Here is a 21488-nt window from a genome sequence, read left to right as displayed (position 1 = left end):
GGTCTCCCTCCAGGTCGCGGGCCGGGACGGCCCACCATCTCGGTAACACCCCAGCGTGTCCGCGGGTTCCCGAGGTGATCAGCGTACCTGGCCGACCCCCGGGCGGCCTGGGCCGCGCGGATGAGACGACGATGAGAACCGGGACGGCTCAGTGCCCCCGACGGGACTCGAACCCGTACTGCTGCGCTTTTAAGGCGCCTGCCTCTGCCGGTTGGGCTACGGGGGCGGCGCCCCGGCCGGTCGTGGCCCAGGGTGCCGTCGTCGCGCCCGCCAGGCCGGGCGCAGGACGACCGTAGAGGTAGCCCTGCCCGTAGCGGCAGCCGAGGAGCCGGACGACCTCGTGCTGGGCGCGTGTCTCGATGCCCTCCGCGACGGTCGACAGGCCGAGCCCCTGGACGAGCTCGGCGACGGCGGCGACGATGCGCCGGTCGGGTCCGTCGACGACGACGCGGTCGACGAACGACCGGTCGATCTTCACGACGTCGACGGGGAGCGCCCGCAGGTGGGTGAGGCTGGAGTAGCCGGTGCCGAAGTCGTCGAGCGCGACCTCGACGCCCTCCAGCCGCAGCGTCTCCAGCTGCGGCACGACCCCGTCGAGCCACGGGACGACCGCGGACTCCGTCACCTCGACGGTGAGCCGGGACGGTGCGAGCCCCGCCCGGTCGAGGCGACGCAGGACCGTCCCGGCGAAGTCGGGCTCGGCGAGCTCGCGCCCGCTCACGTTGACCGCCATCCGCCGGCCGAGGTGGTCGCGGGCGGCCGTCCCGACGGCCGTCGCCATGACGAACCCGCCCATGCCGGTGACGAGGCCGGACTCCTCGGCGACCTCGAGGAACTCGCTCGGTCCGACCGTCACGCCCTGCACCCGACGGACCAGCCGGACGAGGGCCTCGTGCGCGACGACCCGCCCGTCGGTGAGGTCGACGACCGGCTGGTAGACGACCCGGAGACCCCCGCGCGTGAGGGCGGAGCGCAGCTCGTTCTCCACCTCGTGACGGGTCTCGACGTCGGCCTGCAGCCGGTGCCCGAACGTCACGTGCCGCTGCCCGCCGTCGGCCTTCGCCCGGTACATCGCGATGTCGGCCTGGCGCAGGAGGCCCTCGGCGTCCGGAGCGCCGGGGGCGTCGGCCCGCTCGTCCCGCACGACCACGCCGATGCTCGCGGACACGACGACGTCCCCGCGGCTCAGCCGCACGACCGGCTCGAGGAGGCGGTGGACGCGCCGGAGCAGCCCCCGCAGCTGGTCCTCCTGGTCGACGCGGACGACGACGGCGAACTCGTCCCCGCCGAGCCGCGCGACGAGGTCGACGCGCAGCCGGCGCAGCCGGTCGGCGACCTCGACGAGCAGCTCGTCGCCGACGGCGTGCCCGTGGGCGTCGTTCACGAGCTTGAACCGGTCGAGGTCGAGCAGGAGGACCGCGACGGCCGGACCGCCGTCGTCGTGCTGCCGAAGGTGCGCGGCGAGGACCTCGAGGAGGTCGAGGCGGTTCGACAGCCCGGTGAGCGGGTCGCGCCGGGCCTGCCGGGCGAGCTGCGCCTCGGTGTCGACGCGTTCGGTGACGTCGTCGACCTGGAGGACGGCGAGCCCGTCCGGGCCACTGCGCCGCGACCCGCCCGACAGCGGCGCGAGGTCGAGGGTCGCCCAGCGGGGCCGACCGGCGGCGGCGAGCCGCACGGTCACCGCACCGCTGTCGTCGACCGGCGGCTCCCCGCGACGCCCCGACACCGCGTCGAGCGCCGCCCGGACCGACTCGGCGCCGGCGTCGTCGTCGGGGTGCACGAGGGCCGTCACCGGCACGCCGACGAGCTCCCACGACCCCCGCCCGAGCACGTGGCACAGGCTCGCGTTGACCTCGACGAGGCACCCGGCGTCCGGGCCCGAGACCGCGACGAGCCCGAGACCGCCGGGCGAGCGGTCGAACGCGGCGGAGAAGCGACGGTGGGCGGCGTGCTCGGCGTCGTGGCGGACGAGCTCGGCGACGAGGTGCGCGAGGCGGAGCGCCGCGAGGGCGAAGACGACGAAGGCGAGCACGAGCGCGGGGCGGGCGGTGCGCGGCAACAGGTCGAGGATGCCCGCGAACAGCAGCAGGGGCGCCGCGACGAGACCGACGGCGAGCAGGAGCAGCCGGCGCGGGCTGACGCGGCGCTCGCCCTCGGGGCGGTCGCCACCGTCGAGCAGCCGGGCCGCGCGCTGCGCGGCGAGGCGGTGCAGGAGCGCCGCGCTCGGGTGCCGGGCGGCCAGGGCGAGGAGGACGAGCGAGGCGAGCAGCGTCCCGGCCGCGCCGGGGCCCGTCACCCGGTCGAAGGTCGCCCCGAGGAGGACGAGCGTGTCGGTGACGACGATCCCCAGCAGGCCGGCGACGAGCAGCAGCTGGGACGGGCCGCGGGCGGCCGGGGCGAGCACGGGCACCGCGCACACGAGCACGACGACGTCGAGGACGGGCAGGACGAGCAGCGGCAGGCCGTCGGAGCGGCCGTCGGCGAGGACGAGGACGGTGAGCGCGAGGACGGCGCACACGACGATCGTCGCGTCGAGCACGACCCAGCCGCCGGAGCGTCGCGGCGCGGCCTCGGTGACGGCGAGGGCCCCGACCAGCAGCGGGAGGTAGGCGGTGAGGCGGACGAGGAGCGCCAGCGAGGTCCCCGACGCGGCCTCGGGGAGCGCCGCCCCGCGGAGCACCTCGCTCACGACGAGCAGGAGGAGACCGGCGGCGAGCCACCGCCACGGCTGGACCCGGCCCTGCCAGCGACCGCCCCACACCGCGACGACGCAGACGAGCGCGAGGAGCACCCACAGCGTCGTGCGGGTCGGGCCCGGCGGCAGCAGCGCCACGGCCATCCCGGACGGGGGCACGAGGAGTGCCGGTGCCGGCCAGGGGAATCCCACGCTCGGAGTCAACACGGTCACAGGGGGTGACCGCCCGGGAAACGCCGCAACTACCTGCGCAGTGTCGTCACACGTCACCGCGGTCTGACCCGGTGGGGACGGGTCCGTCCGGTTCTGTCCCCGCTCCCGCCACACGAGCGGTGAGGAGGACGTCGTCGAGCATCCGCTCCGTGAGGCGTCCGGTGAAGGTGTTCTGCTGGCTCACGTGGTAGCTGCCGAGGAGCGTGAGCGGCCGCGCCTCCGGCGGCGCGGCCGGTCCGGGCGGCAGCTTGACCCGCGCCCCGTGGGCGAAGCGGGGCCGCGGTCGCGGCACCTGCCAGCCGAGCCGTGAGAACGTCCCGAGCCCCTGCTGCCACCCGAACGCCCCGAGCACGACGACCGCGCGAAGCGTCGGGGCGAGGAGCCGCACCTCCGCGTCGAGCCACGGCGCGCACGCCTCCCGCTCCGCGGGCGTCGGTGCGTTGGCGGGCGGGGCGCAGCGCACCGACGCCGTCACCCACGCCCCGGACAGCCGCAGGCCGTCGTCGACGGACACGCTCGTCGGCTGGTTCGCCCAGCCCGTCCGGTGCAGCGCCGCGAAGAGGAAGTCGCCGGAGCGGTCGCCGGTGAAGACCCGCCCGGTGCGGTTGGCGCCGTGCGCCGCGGGCGCGAGCCCGAGGACGAGCAGCGACGCGGCCGGGTCCCCGAAGCCGGGGACGGGCCGGCCCCAGTACTCCTGGTCGGCGAAGGCGGCGCGCCGGGTGGCGGCGACGTGCTCGCGCCAGGCGACCAGACGCGGGCACGCACGGCAGCCGACGATGTCGCGCTCGAGCGCCTCGAGGTCCACCGCACGGGCTCGCGGTGGCGGTGGGCCGAGGTCGTTCAGACGCCCACGTCCCGCCGCGCGAGCACCACCGCACCCACCGCGTACGCGAGGGCCGCGACGCCGTACAGCAGGAGGACCGCGCCGTCGCCGTCGAACCCGGCCCGCAGCGGCTCGTGGCCGTAGGCCCAGTGGAAAGCGGACAGCCGCTCGAGCCACGGCAGGTCGGCGATGTCGGCGACGACGTTGGCGAGGTAGCCGCCGACTCCGGCGAGCGCGGCGGCGCCCGTCGCGAGGCCGCGGCTGCCGGTCATGGCGCCCACGCCCAGGCCGACGCCGCCGACGAGCACCCCGATGCCGAGCAGTCCCGCACCGGCCGCGAGGACCTGGGGAGCGTCGAAGCCGAGGTCGGCGCCGGGGCCGAGGACGAGGGTGAGGGTGACGACGACCGCGGTGAGCACGACGAGCTCGAGCAGGAGCAGCAGCGCCCGCTCGGCGAGCACCCGCTGACGCGAGACGCCGTGGGACAGGTAGAGCTCGAGCAGACCCGACTCCTCCTCGGCGGCGACGAGCCGGCTGCTCCCGGTCACGGCGAAGACGATGACGAGGACGGCACCGAGCAACCCGTAGACCGTCGTCTGGGCGTAGCCGGCGGGGTCGGTCTCGCCCATGCCGAAGGCGGCGACGACACCCTCCGGCATCGCCGACACCTGCTCCTGCAGGGTCGTCGCGATCGACGGGTACAGCGGCAGGTACATGAGGACGACGGCGGCGAGGCCGAGCGACCACAGCAGGAGGCCGCGCGCCCGCTGGCGCAGGCCCGTCGCGAGCAGCGGCAGGCCGCGGGGGCGGGGCCGCGCCGGCCAGGGGCTCGTCGGCGTGCGGGGCGCGGGCGGCGCGGGCTGGGTCGTGGGTCCGGCGGGCGTGGTGGTCATGCGGGCACCTGCTCTCCCGGCTGCCGGTCGGCAGCGCTCGACGGGGCGTAGAAGCGGAGGACGGCCGCCTCCAGGTCCGGCGCCTCGGCGACGAGGTCGCGCAGGGACTCCCGCCACGGCGCGGCGGCGAGGCGGGCGACGAGGTCGGCGGGCTCGCCCGGGAACTCCCCGGCGACGCGGGTGCCGCCGTGGACCGCGGGCCGGACCGCCGCACCCTGCAGCGCGAGGTCGGCGGCGAGCGCGTCGGGGCCGACGCCCGCGCCGGCGTCGACCTCGACCTCGACGTGACGGGAGGAGCGGGCCCGCAGCTCGGGGACGGTCGCGAGCGCGATGAGGCGGCCCTCGCGGAGGACCGCGACCCGGTCCGCGGTCTGCTCGACCTCGCTGATGATGTGCGAGCTCATGAAGACGGTCGCGCCGCGGGCGGCCGCCTCGCGGACGAGGGCGTGGAACGTCTGCTGCACGAGCGGGTCGAGGCCGCTCGTCGGCTCGTCGAGCACGAGCAGCTCCGGGTCGTGCACGAACGCCTGCACGATGCCGATCTTCTGCCGGTTGCCCTTCGACAGGGTGCGCGACGGCCGGGAGAGGTCGAGGTCGAGCCGCTCGGCGAGGTCGAGCACCCGGCGCCGGACGGTCGCGTCGCCGCGCGCGCCGGACAGCGTCGTCAGCAGGTCGACGACGCGGGCGCCCGTCATCCGCTCGGGCAGCACGAGGTCGCCCGCGAGGTAGCCGATGCGCCGTCGCAGGCCGGCACCGCCGGTGCGCGGGTCCTGCCCCAGCACCTCGACGGTGCCGCTGGTGGGCCGCAGGAGGTCGAGGAGCAGGCGGATGGTCGTCGACTTGCCGGCCCCGTTGGGACCGATGAAGCCGAGCACCTCGCCCCGCTCGACGTCGAGGTCGAGTCCGCTGAGGCCGCGGTGCGTGCCGTAGGTCTTCGTCAGTGCCCGCGTGCGGATCGCGGGGGTGGTGCCGGTGGTCCTGTGGGTGCTCACGAGCCCTCCTGGAGCTTCGCCGCCAGCTGCTCGCCGACGGCGGGGTCTGCGAACAGACCGTGGGTGTAGAGGTCCATGGCCGAGCGGCTCACGTGCACGAGCACGTCCGGGCCGTCCGGCACGCCGAGATGTCGGGCGAGCAGGGGCCGGAGCACGAGCATCCCGAGCGAGGTGGCGGTGAGGTAGGCGGCGCGAACCGCCGGGTCGTCGCTGGGCCGCACGAGACCGTGCTGCTCCCAGCGGGCCAGGTAGGCCTCGGCGTCGCGGGAGAGGTCGGCGAACAGCGTCGCCGCGAGCTCGCCGCCCTCGGTGAGCTCGCGCGCGAGGTAGTCGCGCAGCCAGTCCAGCTCGTGCACCTTCTGCACCCAGCCGTCCATGCTGCCCATCGGGTCCTCGGCCTGCGCCTCCTTGATCTCCCGGATGACCGTGGCGACGTGCTCGTCGCAGGCGCGACGGAGGCCGTCCTTGCTGCCGAAGTGGTGGAGCACGAGGCCCGCCGACACCCCGGCGTCGGCGGCGACCGCGCGGACGCCGGTCGCGGCGACACCGTCGCGACCGAAGCGGACGAGGGCGGCGTCGCGGATCCGCGCCCGCGTCGTGACGTCGTCGTCGCGAGTCGCCCGGGCCGACGCTGAACGCATGTTCAGCATGCTAGTCGAACGATCGTTCAGCGTCTAGCGTTGTGGCCCTCGGGGGCGTCACACGCACGACCACGCGATCCCGTCGAGGATGTCGTGCTCGCTCGCCCGCGCCGTCACGACGCCGCTGCGCGCGCGGACGCGCTCGAGCACGGCCTCCCACACGAGCGCCCCGGCGCCGATGACGTCGACGCGGCCCGGGTGCATGAAGCCGCGGGCCGCCCGGGTCGCCCGGTCGGCGTGCAGCAGCCGCCGTCCGGCGCCGACGAGGTCGTCGACCGTGAGCTCGGCGCCGTGGATGCGGTCGCTGTCGTAGGTCGCGAGGCCGAGGGCCTCGGCGGTGACGGTCGTCACCGACCCGGCGAGCCCGACGAGGCACCGGACGCCGGTGAGGTCGACGTCGCGCTCGACGACGTCGAGGGCGGCCTCGACGTCGGCGCGGGCCGCCGCCACCTCCTCCGGCGTCGGCGGGTCGGAGCGCAGGTGCCGCTCGGTGAGCCGGACGCAGCCGACGTCGACCGAGCGGCCCTGCAGCGGTGCGGCGAGGTCGCCGGACCCGACGACCACCTCGGTGGAGCCGCCGCCGATGTCGACGACGCAGTACGGGCCCGCCACCGTCCCGACGAGCTCGCGGACGGCGCCGACGAACGACAACCGCGCCTCCGCCGCGCCCGTCGCGACCTCCGGCTCGACGCCGAGCCGCTCGCGGACGCCGTCGACGAAGACGCTCGCGTTCGACGCGTCGCGGGACGCGCTCGTCGCGACGAACCGCACCGCCTCCGCGCCGAGGTCCCGCACGAGCGCCGCGTACTCCTCGACCGCGGCGAACGTCCGGGCGAGCGCGGCGTCGGACAGCCGGCCGGTGGCGTCGACGCCCTCCCCGAGCCGCACGATCCGCATGCGGCGATCGACGTCGTCCTGCCGGCCGGAGGCCGAGTCGAGGTCGGTGACGAGGAGGCGGATCGAGTTGGTCCCGCAGTCGACGGCGGCTACCCGGGTCACGGTGCGCATCCTCCCAGCCCGGCTGCGAGGCTGGGCGGGTGAGGGACGCGGTCGTCGTGGGCTCGGGACCGAACGGGCTCGCCGCCGCGTGGACGCTCGCGAGCGCGGGTCTCGACGTCGAGGTGCTCGAGGGGGCCGACACCCTCGGCGGGGGCACCCGCAGCGCGGCGCTCACCGTGCCGGGCGTCGTCCACGACGTGTGCTCCGCGGCGCACCCGCTCGCCGCCGCGGCCCCCTTCTTCGCGCCGGGCGGCGGTCCGGACGGCTCCGGCTTCGACCTGCAGGCGCACGGCGTGCGGCTCCTGCAGCCCGAGATCCCGCTCGCGCACGCCATGGCGGGCGACCGGTTCGCGGTGCTGCACCGCCGCGTCGACGACACCGTCGTCGACCTCGACGACCTCCACCCCGGTGACGGGCAGCGGTGGCGGCGCGTCGTCGGGCCCCTCGTCGACGACGCCCGCACGCTCACCGACGCGCTCACGTCGCGGCTGCGGGGCGTCCCGGCGGACCCGGCGGCGCTCGTCACCCTCGCCCGCTTCGGCCTCGCGATCGCGGGCGGGCCGCGCGTGTTCGCCGCCCGGTTCCGCGGCAGCGCCCCCGCTGCCCTCCTCACCGGCAGCGCCGCCCACACCGCCCAGCGCCTCGAGCACCCCGTCGCCGCCACGGCACCCGCGGCGGCGGGGATGCTCCTCACCGTGCTCGGGCAGGCCGTCGGCTGGCCGGTCGTCGAGGGCGGCAGCCAGGGCATCGCCGACGCCGTCGTCGCCGACCTCCGCCGGCGCGGCGCGACCGTCCGCACCGGCGCGTGGGTGCGGGACCTGCGGGACCTGCCACCCGCCCGCGCTGTCCTCCTCGACCTCTCCCCCGCCCAACTCGACACCCTCGGCGGGGACCGGCTCCCCGCGTCGTACCGCCGGGCGCTGCGCCGCTACCGGTACGGCCCGGGCGCGAGCACCCTCCACGTCGTCACCAGCGAGCCCATCCCCTGGGCCGACCCGCGTGCCCGCCGGGCAGGCACGGTCCACCTCGGCGGCCCCGCCGCGGAGGTCGCGCACGCCGAGGCGCAGGTCGCCGACGGCCGGCACGCCGACGAGCCGTTCGTCCTCCTCGTGCAGCCGTCCGTCGTCGACGCCAGCCGCGCCCCGGCGGGTCTGCACCCGGTGTGGGCGTACTGCCACGTCCCGCCCGGGTCCGACGTCGACGTCACCGCGACGATCCTGCGGCGCATCGAGCGCTACGCGCCCGGCTTCCGCGACACAGTCGTGGCGACGCACGTGCGGACCGCCGCGCAGCTCGCGCGGGACAACCCCGTGCACGTCGGCGGCGACGTCGCCGTCGGCGCGACGAGCCTGTGGCAGGTCCTCGCCCGGCCGGTTCCCCGCTGGGACCCCTACCGCACGCCGCTGCCGGGCGTCTGGCTCTGCTCGTCGGCGACCCCGCCCGGTCCGGGCGTCCACGGCATGTGCGGGGTCCACGCGGCCCGGTCGGTGCTGCGCTCGCTGGGCCCGTCGAGCGGCCGGTCCCGCGGCCGGTCGAGGAAGTAGGCCCCGAGCGCACCGGCGAGGGTGGCGAACACGACGACCGAGTACACGGCGAGCACGACCTCGAGCGAGCGGGGGAACGCGCCCTCGGCGTCGAGCGCGGTGCCGGTGACGGTCGCGAGCGCGCTCTCGTGCAGGGCGACGGCGTAGGAGTCGTAGTACCCGAGCACGTAGAGCAGCTGGCTCACGGCGAGCACGACGACGGCGGTGACGAGCGCGAGCCACGTCACCCGCCCGGACAGCAGCCGCCCGCCGGAGCGCGAGCCTCGGACGGCGGCGGACAGCACGGCACCGGCTCGCGCGGCGCGCGTGACGCGGAGCAGGGTGAGGGCGCGGGCGAAGCGGAGGAACGGCACGGCGAGGAACACGACCTGCCACCAGTTGCGCCGCCAGAACCGCCTCTGGTCCTTCGCCACCCACGCGCGGAGCACGAACTCGCCGACGAAGACGCCCCACAGCAGCCACCCGACGACGGTGAGGACCTGCTGGAGCCCCGGGTCCTCCGCGACGACCTGGGCGAGGACGACGAGCAGGAAGACGAGCCCGAGCACGCTCATGGGCCGGTCGAGGCGGCCGGCGAGGCGCTCGGCGGTGCCGACGTCGCGGGGCACGGGGTCCGTGGGCTCGGTCATCGACGGGAGGAGTACCCACACAGCGGCGTCGACACCCGCGACAGTCGTCCGCCGCGTCACAGTGCGGAGACGATGTCGCTCCTCGAGAAGTCCTCGCCCTTGAACAGCAGCGGTTCGCCCGTAGTGCGAGCGAGCGCGTAGGAGAACAGGTCCCCCATGTTGAGGGCGGCGGGGTGCCGGCCCTTGCCGAAACGTCGCCAGGCCTCCCGGGCGAGCTCGACGTGCTCGTGGTCCAGAGGGACGACCTCCGCGCCCGCGCGGTGCAGGAAGAGATCGAGCTCGCGCCCACCGTGCTCCCCGAGCCTGGATTCGACGACCATCGTCGCCTCCAGCACCGTCCCGGTAGAGACGAGTACTCGTGGGGCCTCGGCGAGCGCTCCGATGAAGACCTCACGCTCCGGCTCGTCGAAGAGGATCGCCGCGAGCGCGGAGGTGTCGACGACCATCAGACGGGGAGCCCGTGCTCGTCGTACTGGACGAGCTCCTCCTGCGGGCGGTCATCGACGACGGGCAGCGCAGCGACGCGCTCTGCGATGGCCGTGAGCACACGTCGCCGGTCGGCGGTGCGGGAAGACGCTCTGACGCGATCGAGTCGCTCCTGGACAGCCCTCGCCACGGCAGTCGTGATGCTCTCACCGGTCACGCCCGCCAGCTCGCGGACGAGGCGGTCCGTCTCCGGATCCTTGATGCTCAGCGGCATTCCACCAAGGTACCTGAGCAGCCTCCTGTCTACCTAGACGCAGGGGCCGTCGGCCCACCACTCCGGCAGCGCGTCGACGGCCTCGTCGCCCAGCGGGTTCACGCCGGGCCCGGCCGCGAGGGCGTGGGCGACGAGCACGTGGAGGCACTTCACCCGCGTCGGCATGCCGCCGGCGCTCACCCCGTCGATCTCCGGCACGTCCCCGAGCTCGGCGCGCTGCGCGAGGTAGTGCTCGTGGGCCGCCCGGTACCGGGCGGCGAGCTCCTCGTCGTCGCCGAGGCGCTCCGTCATCTCCCGCATGAGCCCCTGGGACTCCAGCGTGCTGACGGCACCCGTCGCTCGCGGGCACGTGAGGTAGTACGAGGTCGGGAAGGGCGTGCCGTCGGGCAGGCGCGGGGCGGTCCGCACGACGTCGGGGCGCCCGCACGGGCAGCGGTGGGCGACCGCGACGACACCGCGGGCGGGCCGGCCGAGCTGCGCCGACACCGCCTCGACGTCGCCGGGGTCGACCGCGGCGCCGGTCGGCTCAGTCACCGGTCGCGGGCGTGGTCGAGGAGTCGGACACGACCGGGGCGTCGAGCACGGGGTCGCCCGCGGCGCCGGCACCGACGGCCTCGACGCTCGACCACAGCCGCCCGTACCACGTGCCCTCGGGCGCGGCGTCGGGCCGCTCGAGCACGTCCTCCGAGGCCGCGGCGTCGGAGGTCTCCGGCGGGGCGGGCACGACGTAGCCGACCTCCCCGGGGCGCACCATGCCGAGCCGCTCGCGCGCCTGGGCGGCCACGTAGGCGTCGTCGTGCCACAGGTCGACCTGCTCCTGCAGGGCCGCGACGTCGGCCTCGCCCTGCGCGATCTCGGCGCGGAGCCCGCGGATGTCGCGCTGCTGCTCGACGAACAGCCGCATGGGCGGGGCGAGGACGAGGGCGAACACGACGCCCAGGGCGAGGAGGACGACGACGCGCCGCGTGCGCCCGCCCGGCTCCCGGGCGGGTTGCCGGGCGGGCGCGCGGACCGGGGCGCGGGACCCCCGTCCGCGCGCCGTCGTGCTCCTCGTCATGCCCCGATGGTGCCCTCAGTCGCGCCGGAAACGGGGGAAGGCGCCCGCACCGGCGTAGACGGCCGCGTCGTCGAGGAGCTCCTCGATGCGCAGCAGCTGGTTGTACTTCGCGACGCGGTCGGTGCGCGCGGGCGCACCGGTCTTGATCTGCCCGCAGTTCGTCGCGACGGCGAGGTCGGCGATCGTCGTGTCCTCGGTCTCGCCGGAGCGGTGGCTCATCATGCAGCGGAAGCCGTTGCGGTGGGCGAGGTCGACGGCGTCGAGGGTCTCCGTCAGCGTGCCGATCTGGTTGACCTTCACGAGCAGCGCGTTCGCGGCGCCCGCCTGGATGCCGCGCTGCAGGCGCGTCGGGTTGGTGACGAACAGGTCGTCGCCGACGATCTGCACCTTGTCGCCCACGCGGTCGACCAGCGCGGCCCAGCCCTCCCAGTCCTCCTCGTCGAGCGGGTCCTCGATGGAGACCAGCGGGTAGGAGGAGACGAGGTCGGCGTAGAAGTCGACCATCTGCTCGCTCGTGCGGCCCTCGCCCTCGAAGCGGTAGGAGCCGTCGGAGTGCAGCTCGGTCGCGGCGACGTCGAGGGCGAGGACGAGGTCGTCGCCGAGCCGGAAGCCGGCCTTGGCGACGGCCTCGCCGATGAGGTCGAGCGCCTCGCGGCTGCTGCCGACGCTCGGCGCGAAGCCGCCCTCGTCGCCGAGCCCGGTCGACAGGCCCTTGGCCTTCAGGACGGACTTGAGTGCGTGGTACGTCTCCGCGCCCATCCGCAGGGCCTCGGCGAACGACGGCGCGCTGATGGGGGCGACCATGAACTCCTGGATGTCGACGCCGGAGTCGGCGTGGGCGCCGCCGTTGAGGATGTTCATCATCGGCACGGGCAGCACGTGCGCGTTCGGCCCGCCGACGTAGCGGAACAGCGGGAGACCGGCGGAGGCGGCGGCGGCCTTCGCGACGGCGAGGGAGACGCCGAGGATCGCGTTGGCGCCGATCGTGCCCTTGTTCGGGGTGCCGTCGAGGTCGAGCATCGCCTGGTCGACGAGGCGCTGCTCGTCGGCGTCGTACCCGACGAGCTCGGGACCGATCTCGTCGAGGACCGCGTCGACGGCGTTCTGGACGCCCTTGCCGAGGTAGCGGGAGGAGTCGCCGTCGCGGCGCTCGACCGCCTCGAACGCGCCGGTGCTCGCACCGGACGGCACGGCCGCGCGCTCGAGCGTGCCGTCGTCGAGCTCGACCTCGACCTCGACCGTGGGGTTGCCGCGGGAGTCGAGGATCTCGCGGGCGCCGATGGCTTCGATGGTGGCCACGGGAGGGCTCCTTCGTCAGGGGGCGTGAGCCGGTGAGCGGGGGGCTCCGGCGGTGGGCGTACCCGACCGGCACCCGAGCCTACCGACGCCGCCGCGCCCGTCCTGCACCGTGCTCAGGGCGCGGCGGGCGGGGCGGGGTCACCAGGCGCTCCCGGCTCGGTGACGGTCGTCGTCACGGTGCTCGTCGCGGTGACGGTGCTCGTGAGCGTGCGCAGCGCCGTGGTCGTCGCGGTGGCCGTCGTCGTCGCGGTGGCCGTCGCGGTCGTCGTGGCGGTGGCCGTGGCGGTCGCGCGCTGCGTCGTCGTCGCGCGCGCGGTCTCGGTGACCCGCAGCGGGGCGCTGTTCGCGCTCGCGGACACGACGAGGGTGACGGTCGAGCCGAGCCGCTGGTCGGTCGCCGCACCCGGCTGCATGTCGATGACGAGACCCGGACGGTCCGGCGCCTGCTCCTCCACGACCTCCACCTCGAAGCCGGCGCCCGTCACCTGCGCGACGGCGTCCCCCTGGTCGAGCCCGACGACGGCCGGCACGAGGTTGCTGCCGCTCGCGACGATGAGGTTGACGGCGCTGCCCTCCGGCTGCAGCTCGCCGAGGCCGGGGTCGGACTCTATGACGGTGCCGAGCGCGGACGTCGACGGCACCTCGAGGACCTCCCCCACCTCGAGCCGCGCCTGCGCGAGCCGGTCCCGGGCCTGGGCGAGGGTGTCCCCGCGCAGGTTCGGCACCGACGTGGAGTCCGGGCCGCTCGAGATGATGAGGACCACCTCGGTGCCGGTGGGTGCGGTCTCCCCCGCCGACGGGTCGGTGCCGAGGACGGCGCCGCGCGGCACCTCCGAGCTCGGCAGCGTCTCGGTGTTGCCGACGGCGAGCCCCGCGGAGGTGAGCCGTTCCGTCGCCGCCTCGACGGTGAGACCGGCGGTGCGGGGCACGTCGACGGGCGCCCCGACGATGCCGGTCGCGGTGAGCTCGTCGCCGGTCTGGAACGCGCGGACGCCGAGGGCGACGCTCACGAGGACGAGGGCGACCATCGCGGCGATGGCGAGGGCCCCGCGCCGGGAGTGCAGGGCGCGGTCCGCGGCGGCGCGGGCGCGCCGGCGGCGTGACCCGCGGGCGGACGCGGCGGAGCCCGTGGCGGCGCCACCCGCGGCCCCGGCTCCGGCGGCCGTGCCGGCGGCGACCGCGGCACGGGCCTGGTCGGCGTCGCGGCCGTCCCGCCCGTCCGGGCCGTGCGGTCCGGACGGCTCGGTGCCACCGGGACCGAGTGGTCCCCCGGTCGCACCGGCCTCGACGGCGGAGCCGTCGCCGTTCGCGTCGTCGAGGTCCTCCGGCTCCAGCGGCCCGGTCGCGGCGTCGACCGGCTGGGTGGCGAGGTCGACGATCTCCGACAGCCGCTGCGGCTCGTGCGGGCCGACGGCGGTGGCGAGCCCGTGCGCTCCCGCGGCCCACGCCGCAGGAGCGTCGATCTCGCTCAGCACCTGCAGGAGGTCGCGGCGCATCTCGGCGGCCGACTGGGGCCGCTGCCACGGGTCCTTCTCCAGGGCGCGCCCGACGATGACGTCGAGCGCGGGCACGAGCCCGGGCCGCCGCGACGACGGCGTCGGGGGGAGCGTACGGAGGTGGTGGCGGACGACGTCCTTCGCCGACCCGCGGAACGGCGGGTAGCCGGTGAGCATCGTCATGAGGAGGCAGCCGACGGAGTACAGGTCGGAGCGGGCGTCGACGAAGCCGCGTCGCGCCTGCTCCGGGCTGAGGTACGCGACGTTGCCGAACCCGGAGCCGGCCTCGGCGAGCTCCTCCGTCCACTCCTCCTCGCTGTCGTCGACGACGAGGGCGGGCATGGCCCGTGCGATGCCGAAGTCGGTGACCTTCACGGAGCCGTCCCGCAGGACCATGAGGTTGCCGGGGGTGACGTCGCGGTGGACGAGCCCGCGCTCGTGGGCGTGGGCGAGTGCGCTCGTGACGTCGACGCCGATCTCGAGGGACCTCTCGACGGTGAGGGGCGTGCCGTCGACGAGCAGGTGCGACAGCGGCTGCCCCTCGATCATCTCCATGACGAGGTAGGGGCGGGCGGCGCCGTCGACGACGGCCTCCCCGACGTCGTGCACGGCGACGACCCCGGGGTGGTTGAGCCGGGCCGCGGACATCGCCTCGGCGCGGAACGCCGCCATCGCCTCGGGGTCGATCGCGACCTCGGGGTAGAGGAGCTTGACGGCGACCTCGCGCCCCAGCCGGAGGTCCCGGGCGCGGCGGACGACCGCCATGCCGCCGCTGCCGAGCGGCTCCCCGAGCTCGTAGCGCCCGTCGAGGACGGGGCGAGCACCGATCACGTGCGCTCCGACCTCCTCGTCGCTGCTCCTGGTCTCCCCATCCGGAAACGGTACTCAGGTATCGGGGGCGTCGCTGGCGGAGGCGCTGCTGTGGACGGCCCGCGCGGCGCGCTCGACCCGGTCGGTGTGCGCGCGCAGCGCGGCCTCGGGGTCGACGCCCGCGGTGCGGGCGGAGCGGACCACCTCGAACAGGACGCGACCGACCTCGGCGTCGGCGTCGCGCGCCGCGGTGCCGGCCGCGGGCTCGGGGACGACGAGCGCGTCCGGGTCGAGCCCGGCCCGCTCGAGGCGGGCGAGGAGCTTGTCGGTGCGGGCGAGCGCCGGCAGGTGCCGCGGGATGCCGTCGACGGGACCGCGGGCGGGCTTCTCCGCCGCCTTCAGCTCGTCCCAGCGGGCCTGGACGCCGTCGCCCGTCGCCTGCTCCTCGTCGGCGAACACGTGGGGGTGCCGACGCACGAGCTTGGCGACGAGGAGACGCGCGACGTCGTCGACGTCGAAGGCGCCGCGCTCCTGCGCGACGCGCGCGTGGAACAGCACCTGGAGGAGCACGTCCCCCAGCTCCTCCGCGAGCTCGTGCTCGGCGTCGGCCCGCGCGGCGGGGTCGTCGGAGGTCGAGGCGGCCGTGAGCGCGGCGACCGCGTCGACGGTCTCGTACGCCTCCTCCACGAGGTAGCGCAGGAGCGACTCGTGGGTCTGCTCGCGGTCCCACGGGCAGCCGCCGGGGCTGCGGAGCCGGTCCATGACCGCGACGGCGTCGAGCAGCGCACGGCCGGACGGCGTCGTCACGTGCGGGCTCCTGGCGGGTGCGATCGGTGGTGCGGTCGGTGGTGCGGTCGGTGGTGCGGTGCCGGTCCGGGCGCTCAGCCCTCGACGGGCAGCTCGCCGGCGGGGCGCAGCCACGGGTACTCCGGCGGCAGCACCTGCAGCCCGTCGCCGACGCTGCCGTAGCGGGGGTTCACCTCGACGTCGAGCTCCTCGATGCGGGCCTCGAGCTCCTCGCGGGCGACGTCCGTCGCCTGGATCTGGTTGAGCATCGCGCTCGTCGCGAACAGCTCGAGGGTGGGCTCGGACAGCTCGCCGAGCTCCCCGCCGGACTGCGCCACGACCTGCTCGAGCTGCGGGCGCACGTCGGCGGTCGAGATGACGCCGGTGTACTCGGCGGCGACGTCGCGGACCGTGTCCTCGACGAGGAAGAACGCGAGGATGTCCTGCACCGGCACGGGCGCCCCGCCGGTGATCTCCGGGGGCAGCTCCTGCTGGACGGCGCGGACGTCGCCCTCGGGCACGACCTCGCCGTCGACGACGGCGGCCGCCCCGGGCGGGCCGGCGGCCGAGCACGCCGACAGGGCGAGCACGAGACCGGCGACGGTGGCGCTGCCGAGGGCAGCACGGGCGGCGCGGGAGGCGGGGCGACGGGTCATGGGGCGGGTCATCCCTTCGCGGCGGCGGTGGCCACCGGCCGGCTGCTCTGGCTGCTCTGGTCGCTCGTGGTGTCGCTCGTGACGTCGATCGTGTCGAGCACCGGCTCCGGCAGGACCGCGGTCACGAGGTCGCGGACCCAGCCGAGCAGGTGCGTGCCGTCGTCGGAGGTGGCGCCTGCGGCGGGCCGCCCCGGCGTCGACCCCGGCAGGGGCACGAGGATGGTACTGATCTGCTGCTTGACGATGGTGCGCGGGTACAGCCGCTCCAGGCGCAGGCGCGCCGACTCCGGCAGGTCGACCGGCGCGAGGCGGAGGAACTTGCCCTGGACGCTGACGTCGCCGAGGCGGTAGCCGCGCAGGAACACCCGCAGCCGCGCGACGGCGAGCAGCGCCTCGACCGGCTGCGGCAGCCGGCCCTCGGGGTCGGCGCCGAAGCGGTCGCGCAGGTCGGCGGCGACCTCGTCGACCTCCGCGTCGCTCGTCGCGGTCGCGAGCCGCCGGTAGGCGTCGAGGCGGAGCCGTTCCGCGGGCACGTAGTCGTGCGGCAGGTAGGCGTCGACGGGGAGGTCGAGGGTCGTGTCGACGGCCTCCTCGACCTGCTCCCCGTCCAGGGACTGCCGGTACTCGGTGACGGCCTCGGCGACCATGCGGAGGTAGAGGTCGAACCCGACGCCCTCGATGTGCCCGGACTGCTCCGCGCCGAGCAGGTTGCCGGCACCGCGGATCTCGAGGTCCTTCATCGCCACCTGCATGCCGGCACCGAGCTCGGTGTTGGCCGCGATCGTCGACAGCCGGTCGTGGGCGGTGTCGGTGAGGGTGGTGCCGGGGCTCCACATGAAGTACGCGTACGCGCGCTCCCGACCGCGCCCCACGCGTCCGCGCAGCTGGTGGAGCTGGCTGAGGCCGAAGCGCTCGGCGCGGTCGACGATGAGGGTGTTGGCGTTGGCGATGTCGAGACCGGTCTCGACGATCGTCGTGCAGACGAGGACGTCGAACTTGCGCTCCCAGAAGTCGACGACGGTCTGCTCGAGCTCGCTCTCCGCCATCTGCCCGTGGGCGACGCGGATGCGGGCGTCGGGCACGAGGGAGCCGAGGTGCGCGGCGACCCGGTCGATGTCCTGCACGCGGTTGTGGACGTAGAAGACCTGGCCCTCGCGGAGCAGCTCGCGGCGGATGGCGGCACCGACCTGCCGGTCGTCGTGCGCGCCCACGTACGTGAGGATCGGGTGCCGCTCCTCCGGCGGGGTCGCGAGCGTCGACATCTCCCGGATGCCCGTGACCGCCATCTCCAGCGTGCGCGGGATCGGGGTCGCGGACATCGCGAGGACGTCGACGTTCGTGCGGAGTGTCTTCAGCTGCTCCTTGTGCTCGACGCCGAAGCGCTGCTCCTCGTCGATGACGACGAGCCCGAGGTCCTTGAACCGGACGGACCCGGACAGCAGGCGGTGGGTGCCGATGACGACGTCGACGGAGCCGTCGGCGACGCCCTCGACGACGGCCTTCGCCTCCGCCTCGCTGCTGAAGCGGGACAGGGCACGCACGACGACCGGGTAGCCGGCGTAGCGCTCGGAGAACGTCGACAGGTGCTGCTGGACGAGCAGCGTCGTGGGGACGAGCACGGCGACCTGCTTGCCGTCCATCACGGCCTTGAACGCCGCGCGGAGCGCGATCTCCGTCTTGCCGTAGCCGACGTCGCCGCACACGAGCCGGTCCATCGGGACCTTCTTCTCCATGTCGGCCTTGACCTCGTCGATGCTCGCGAGCTGGTCCGGGGTCTCGGTGTAGGGGAAGGCGTCCTCGAGCTCGCGCTGCCACACGGTGTCGGGGCCGAAGGCGTGCCCGACGCTCGCCATGCGGGCGCTGTACAGCTGGATGAGCTCCCCGGCGATCTGCTTGACGGCCTTGCGGGCGCGGCCCTTCGCCTTCTGCCAGTCCGCGCCGCCCATCTTGTTCAGCGACGGGGTCTCGCCGCCGACGTAGCGGCTCACCTGGTCGAGGGCGTCGGTGGGGACGAAGACGCGGTCGCCGGGCTGCCCGCGCCGGCTCGGCGCGTACTCCAGGACGAGGTACTCGCGGGTGGCGCCCTGGATGGTGCGCTGCGTCATCTCGACGAAGCGGCCGATGCCGTGCTGCTCGTGGACGACGAAGTCGCCGGGCTGCAGCGTGAGGGGGTCGACGGCGTTGCGGCGCCGCGACGGCATCTTCCGCATGTCGCGGGTGCTCGTGCGCTGCCCGGCGAGGTCGCTCTCGGTGAGGAGGGCGACCTTGAGCTCCTCGCCGACGAAGCCGTGGAGGACCTCCGCGCACGTCACGTGGACGACACCGGGCTCGGGCGGCGCGGTGAGCGTGTCGACGAGGCGGGCGGGCACGTCCGCACGGCCGAGGACCTGCACGAGGTGCTCGGCGGGGCCGTGGCCCTCGGTGACGGCGACGAGGCGCCAGCCGTCGCGCACGTGGGCGGCGAGGTCGGTGGCGGCGGCGTCGAGGTCGCCGCGGTAGCCGTGGACGTCGCGGCCGGGCACGGTGACGAGGCGGTTGTCGCGGACGTCACGGACCTCGGCGTCGGCAGCGAGCGTCGTCGCGCTCCACCACGGCAGGCCGAGGGTCGTCGCGTGCTCGTGGAGCTCCTCGACGGTGCGGAACGCACCGGTGGCGAGGCCGGAGTCGCGGAGGTCGAGCGGGGTGGCGCCGCCGGCGCTCGCGTTCGACCAGGCGGCGTCGAGGAACTCCTCCCCCGTCGCGATGAGGTCGGCGGCGCGGCCCTCGACGCGGGCGGGCTCGACGGTGACGACGAGGGTGCCGCGGGGGACGGCGTCGAGCAGCGTCGTCATGCGCTCGACGAGGACGGGGACGAACGCCTCCATGCCCTCGACGGCGGCGCCCTCGGCGAGCTTCTCGAGCATCTCCTGCGCGCCGGGCAGGCGCTGGGCGAGCTCGGCGGCGCGGGCGCGGACGTCGTCGGTGAGGAGCAGCTCCCGGCACGGCGGGGCGACGAGCTCCTCGACCGGCCCGAGGCTGCGCTGGTCGGCGACGGCGAACTCGCGGAGCTCCTCGACCTCGTCGCCCCACAGCTCGACGCGGACCGGGTGCGGCGCGGTGGGCGGGAACACGTCGACGATGCCGCCGCGGACGGCCATCTCCCCGCGCCGCTCCACCATGTCGACGCGGTGGTAGGCCGCGCCGACGAGGCCGCGGACGAGGTCGTCGAGGTCGACCCGGTCCCCGACCCGCAGGCGGGTCTCGGGCAGGTCGCCGAGGTTGGCCGCGAACGGCTGCATGAGCGAGCGGACGGGTGCGACGACGACCCGGACGGGCGTGTTCTCGTCCGGGTGGGCGAGGCGCCGCAGCACCTGCAGGCGCTCGGCGACGGTGTCGCTGCGGGGGCTGAGCCGCTCGTGGGGCAGCGTCTCCCACGCGGGGAAGCCGACGACCTGGTCCTGGATCCGCGGCTCGAGGAAGCTGCGCAGCGCGCGGACGGCGTCGTCGGCCTCGCGAGCGGTGGAGGTGACGACGAGCAGCGGCCGGTGCTGCGTGAGGGCCGCGAGCAGCGGGGCGCGCAGGCCCTCGGCGCACGTGAGGTCGACGGCGCCCGCGTCGTCGTCGCGGTCGGGCGAGGCGAGGGCGAGCAGATCGGTGACGGCCGGGTCCTCGGTGAGGACCGGCAGCAGGCCGGTGAGGGTCATGGCTCCTGCGGAGAGGGGGGCGACACGTTCCCGTCGAGGATAGGTCCTCCCTCGGACGGCGCCGCGTGCACGAGCACCGGGACGCACGCCCACACGGCCGTGCCGACGAACAGCGGGGCGAGCTCGAGGAGGACGAGCGACGGGGCGCTCTCCCCGCGCAGCACGTCAGCGACGACGGAGAGCCCGATGAGGCCGCCGGCCGCGAGCAGGCACCAGCCTCCGGCGCCGGTCCGGGCCGGGCGCAGCAGCCACGCGGTCACGAGGGCCACGACCGCGTAGCCGGCGAGCACGACCTCCTCGGGGATCTCGACCCGGGCGACGAGCTCCTTGGTCTGGAGTGTGTCGTCGACCATGAGCGCCGCCGAGAGCACAGCGAACAGCAGGAGGCCGCGACGGTGGTCGGGCCGCAGGTGGGCGACGAAGGTGCCGAGGGCGGCGGCGATCCCCCACGCCGTCGCGTTGAGCATCGCCGCGTCACCGGTCCACCACCGGGCGCCGGTCACCGTCGCCGGGTCGCGGACGAGGTCGCCGGAGGGGTAGCCGGCGACGAGATCGAGGGCGAGGACCCCGAACACGACGGCGAGGGCGGCGGCGGCCGCCGCCGCGGGCAGGAGCCACGCACGACCACTGGGACCGGACGAGAGCCTTACCCCGGCACGTGGTTAGGAGCGGGCTGGGGCGATATGTCCTGCACTGCGTCATCATCGGAGACCGCGAGTCTCGCGTTCGGACGACCATCGCCGGCCGTCGCCGCCGGACCTCACACCTCGGGGTCGTCGACCTGGGGAGCACCGGGCTCACGAGCGTGCCGCCCGGTTCCGCTGGCCTTGACTGCGGCGCTGCCAGCAGCGACGAGGCCTGCTCCGAGCACCGACGCGCCGACGACCGACACACCGGTCCGAGCGAGAGCGCCGGTGTCAGACCTCGACCCGCCGACCGTGCTCGCCGGCGACCCAGTCGACGACGTCGGGAGAGGGGCGGCGGACGTCATGCTCCCGGACACTCCCCCGTCCGGAATCTTGGTCGTGCCCGACGCAGACGGAGCAGTGGTGGACCCGGTGGAGGTGGGGGGGTGTGACGTGGGCGGTTGCGTCGTCGTCACGGACGGCTCAGGTGTGCCCCCGACGGGCGGAGACGTGATGTCGGTCGGGACAGCGCTGGTCGCCTGGGCGCTGGCACTGCTAACGGCGATCACCTGGGCCGTGGGCACGGTCCACAGTGCGGCGCCGCCGACTGCCACGGCACCCTTCAGCACGCCACGCCGCTCGATGCCGTCGTCTTGTCCTGACATCGTGGACCCCGTCCCCTGTCGAGAGGGTGCTGTGGCCCTCAGTTGTGCTGACGGTACTGCCGGGTACTCACGTCGCGGGACAAATTGCCCAAGCAACCTCGCGAGGTTCACGCGCGAGGTGAGTCACGATCCTCACCGCTCGTGAGCGGTGACTGCGGGTCAGGGCGAGCGACCCGCGGTCAGGGTCCGGAAGCAGTGAAGTTCCCGGTGCGCAAACCGGCTCTTCGCCATTGAGTGTGGTGCGGAGGTGACGCGCCGAGGCGCCGCTTGAGGCCGGGGAA

General features: G+C 75.3%; 16 protein-coding genes, 1 tRNA gene and 1 pseudogene. 1 reads left to right on the top strand and 17 read right to left on the bottom strand.

What is annotated here, in order from left to right:
* Positions 1–152 precede the first annotated feature (152 nt).
* The 7 genes and pseudogenes from WAB14_RS00090 to WAB14_RS00060 all read right to left on the bottom strand — a co-directional run bounded on the left by WAB14_RS00090 (position 153) and on the right by WAB14_RS00060 (position 7256).
* Positions 153–226, bottom strand: a tRNA-Leu gene (locus WAB14_RS00090).
* Between the two features lie 117 nt (positions 227–343).
* Positions 344–2839: pseudogene (locus tag WAB14_RS18185) on the bottom strand (putative bifunctional diguanylate cyclase/phosphodiesterase); the annotation flags it as partial.
* Between the two features lie 115 nt (positions 2840–2954).
* Positions 2955–3713 (bottom strand): uracil-DNA glycosylase, encoded by a 759-nt coding sequence (locus WAB14_RS00080; protein ID WP_340266173.1) that lies wholly within the window; start codon positions 3711–3713, stop codon positions 2955–2957.
* A 35-nt stretch (positions 3714–3748) separates the two neighbouring features.
* Positions 3749–4624, bottom strand: coding sequence for an ABC transporter permease subunit (locus tag WAB14_RS00075; RefSeq protein WP_340266171.1), 876 nt, complete (start codon positions 4622–4624; stop codon positions 3749–3751).
* Positions 4621–5616 (bottom strand): ABC transporter ATP-binding protein, encoded by a 996-nt coding sequence (locus WAB14_RS00070; RefSeq protein ID WP_340266169.1) that lies wholly within the window; start codon positions 5614–5616, stop codon positions 4621–4623. Before WAB14_RS00070 ends, WAB14_RS00075 begins: the two co-directional genes overlap by 4 nt.
* Positions 5613–6257, bottom strand: coding sequence for a TetR/AcrR family transcriptional regulator (locus WAB14_RS00065; protein ID WP_340266167.1), 645 nt, complete (start codon positions 6255–6257; stop codon positions 5613–5615). Before WAB14_RS00065 ends, WAB14_RS00070 begins: the two co-directional genes overlap by 4 nt.
* A 57-nt stretch (positions 6258–6314) precedes the next feature.
* Positions 6315–7256 (bottom strand): Ppx/GppA phosphatase family protein, encoded by a 942-nt coding sequence (locus tag WAB14_RS00060; protein WP_340266165.1) that lies wholly within the window; start codon positions 7254–7256, stop codon positions 6315–6317.
* A 38-nt stretch (positions 7257–7294) separates the two neighbouring features.
* Between WAB14_RS00060 and WAB14_RS00055 the strand changes: the two genes are divergently transcribed.
* Positions 7295–8800 carry a phytoene desaturase family protein gene (locus WAB14_RS00055; RefSeq protein WP_340266163.1) on the top strand — a complete coding sequence of 502 codons (1506 nt, stop codon included), beginning with the start codon at positions 7295–7297 and terminating at the stop codon, positions 8798–8800.
* A gap of 685 nt (positions 8801–9485) precedes the next feature.
* Here the strand turns inward: WAB14_RS00055 and WAB14_RS00050 are convergent.
* The 10 genes from WAB14_RS00050 to WAB14_RS00005 all read right to left on the bottom strand — a co-directional run bounded on the left by WAB14_RS00050 (position 9486) and on the right by WAB14_RS00005 (position 20491).
* Positions 9486–9875 carry a type II toxin-antitoxin system VapC family toxin gene (locus WAB14_RS00050; RefSeq protein ID WP_340266161.1) on the bottom strand — a complete coding sequence of 130 codons (390 nt, stop codon included), beginning with the start codon at positions 9873–9875 and terminating at the stop codon, positions 9486–9488.
* Positions 9875–10129, bottom strand: a complete 255-nt coding sequence (locus tag WAB14_RS00045) for a type II toxin-antitoxin system VapB family antitoxin (RefSeq protein ID WP_340266159.1) — start codon at positions 10127–10129, stop codon at positions 9875–9877. The genes WAB14_RS00050 and WAB14_RS00045 overlap by 1 nt, the downstream gene beginning before the upstream one ends.
* A 33-nt stretch (positions 10130–10162) precedes the next feature.
* Complete coding sequence (locus WAB14_RS00040) at positions 10163–10663, bottom strand: DUF501 domain-containing protein (RefSeq protein ID WP_340266157.1); 501 nt, start codon at positions 10661–10663, stop codon at positions 10163–10165.
* Positions 10656–11186 carry an FtsB family cell division protein gene (locus WAB14_RS00035; protein WP_340266155.1) on the bottom strand — a complete coding sequence of 177 codons (531 nt, stop codon included), beginning with the start codon at positions 11184–11186 and terminating at the stop codon, positions 10656–10658. Before WAB14_RS00035 ends, WAB14_RS00040 begins: the two co-directional genes overlap by 8 nt.
* A 15-nt stretch (positions 11187–11201) precedes the next feature.
* Positions 11202–12485: a phosphopyruvate hydratase gene (eno, locus tag WAB14_RS00030; RefSeq protein WP_340266153.1), complete on the bottom strand. Its 1284-nt coding sequence runs from the start codon at positions 12483–12485 to the stop codon at positions 11202–11204.
* A gap of 113 nt (positions 12486–12598) precedes the next feature.
* Positions 12599–14812, bottom strand: coding sequence for a protein kinase domain-containing protein (locus tag WAB14_RS00025; RefSeq protein WP_340266151.1), 2214 nt, complete (start codon positions 14810–14812; stop codon positions 12599–12601).
* Positions 14813–14866: 54 nt separating this feature from the next.
* Complete coding sequence (locus WAB14_RS00020; RefSeq protein WP_340266149.1) at positions 14867–15598, bottom strand: MazG family protein; 732 nt, start codon at positions 15596–15598, stop codon at positions 14867–14869.
* A gap of 74 nt (positions 15599–15672) precedes the next feature.
* Positions 15673–16233 (bottom strand): hypothetical protein, encoded by a 561-nt coding sequence (locus tag WAB14_RS00015; protein WP_340266147.1) that lies wholly within the window; start codon positions 16231–16233, stop codon positions 15673–15675.
* Between the two features lie 8 nt (positions 16234–16241).
* Positions 16242–19916 (bottom strand): transcription-repair coupling factor, encoded by a 3675-nt coding sequence (gene mfd, locus WAB14_RS00010; protein WP_340266145.1) that lies wholly within the window; start codon positions 19914–19916, stop codon positions 16242–16244.
* Positions 19913–20491, bottom strand: coding sequence for a hypothetical protein (locus WAB14_RS00005; protein ID WP_340266143.1), 579 nt, complete (start codon positions 20489–20491; stop codon positions 19913–19915). Before WAB14_RS00005 ends, mfd begins: the two co-directional genes overlap by 4 nt.
* Positions 20492–21488 lie beyond the last annotated feature (997 nt).

The organism is Aquipuribacter nitratireducens (assembly GCF_037860835.1).
GTDB lineage: Bacteria > Actinomycetota > Actinomycetes > Actinomycetales > JBBAYJ01 > Aquipuribacter > Aquipuribacter nitratireducens.
The sequence above is the reverse complement of the archived record's forward strand: the minus strand, read 5'-3'. Positions and strand labels throughout refer to the sequence as shown.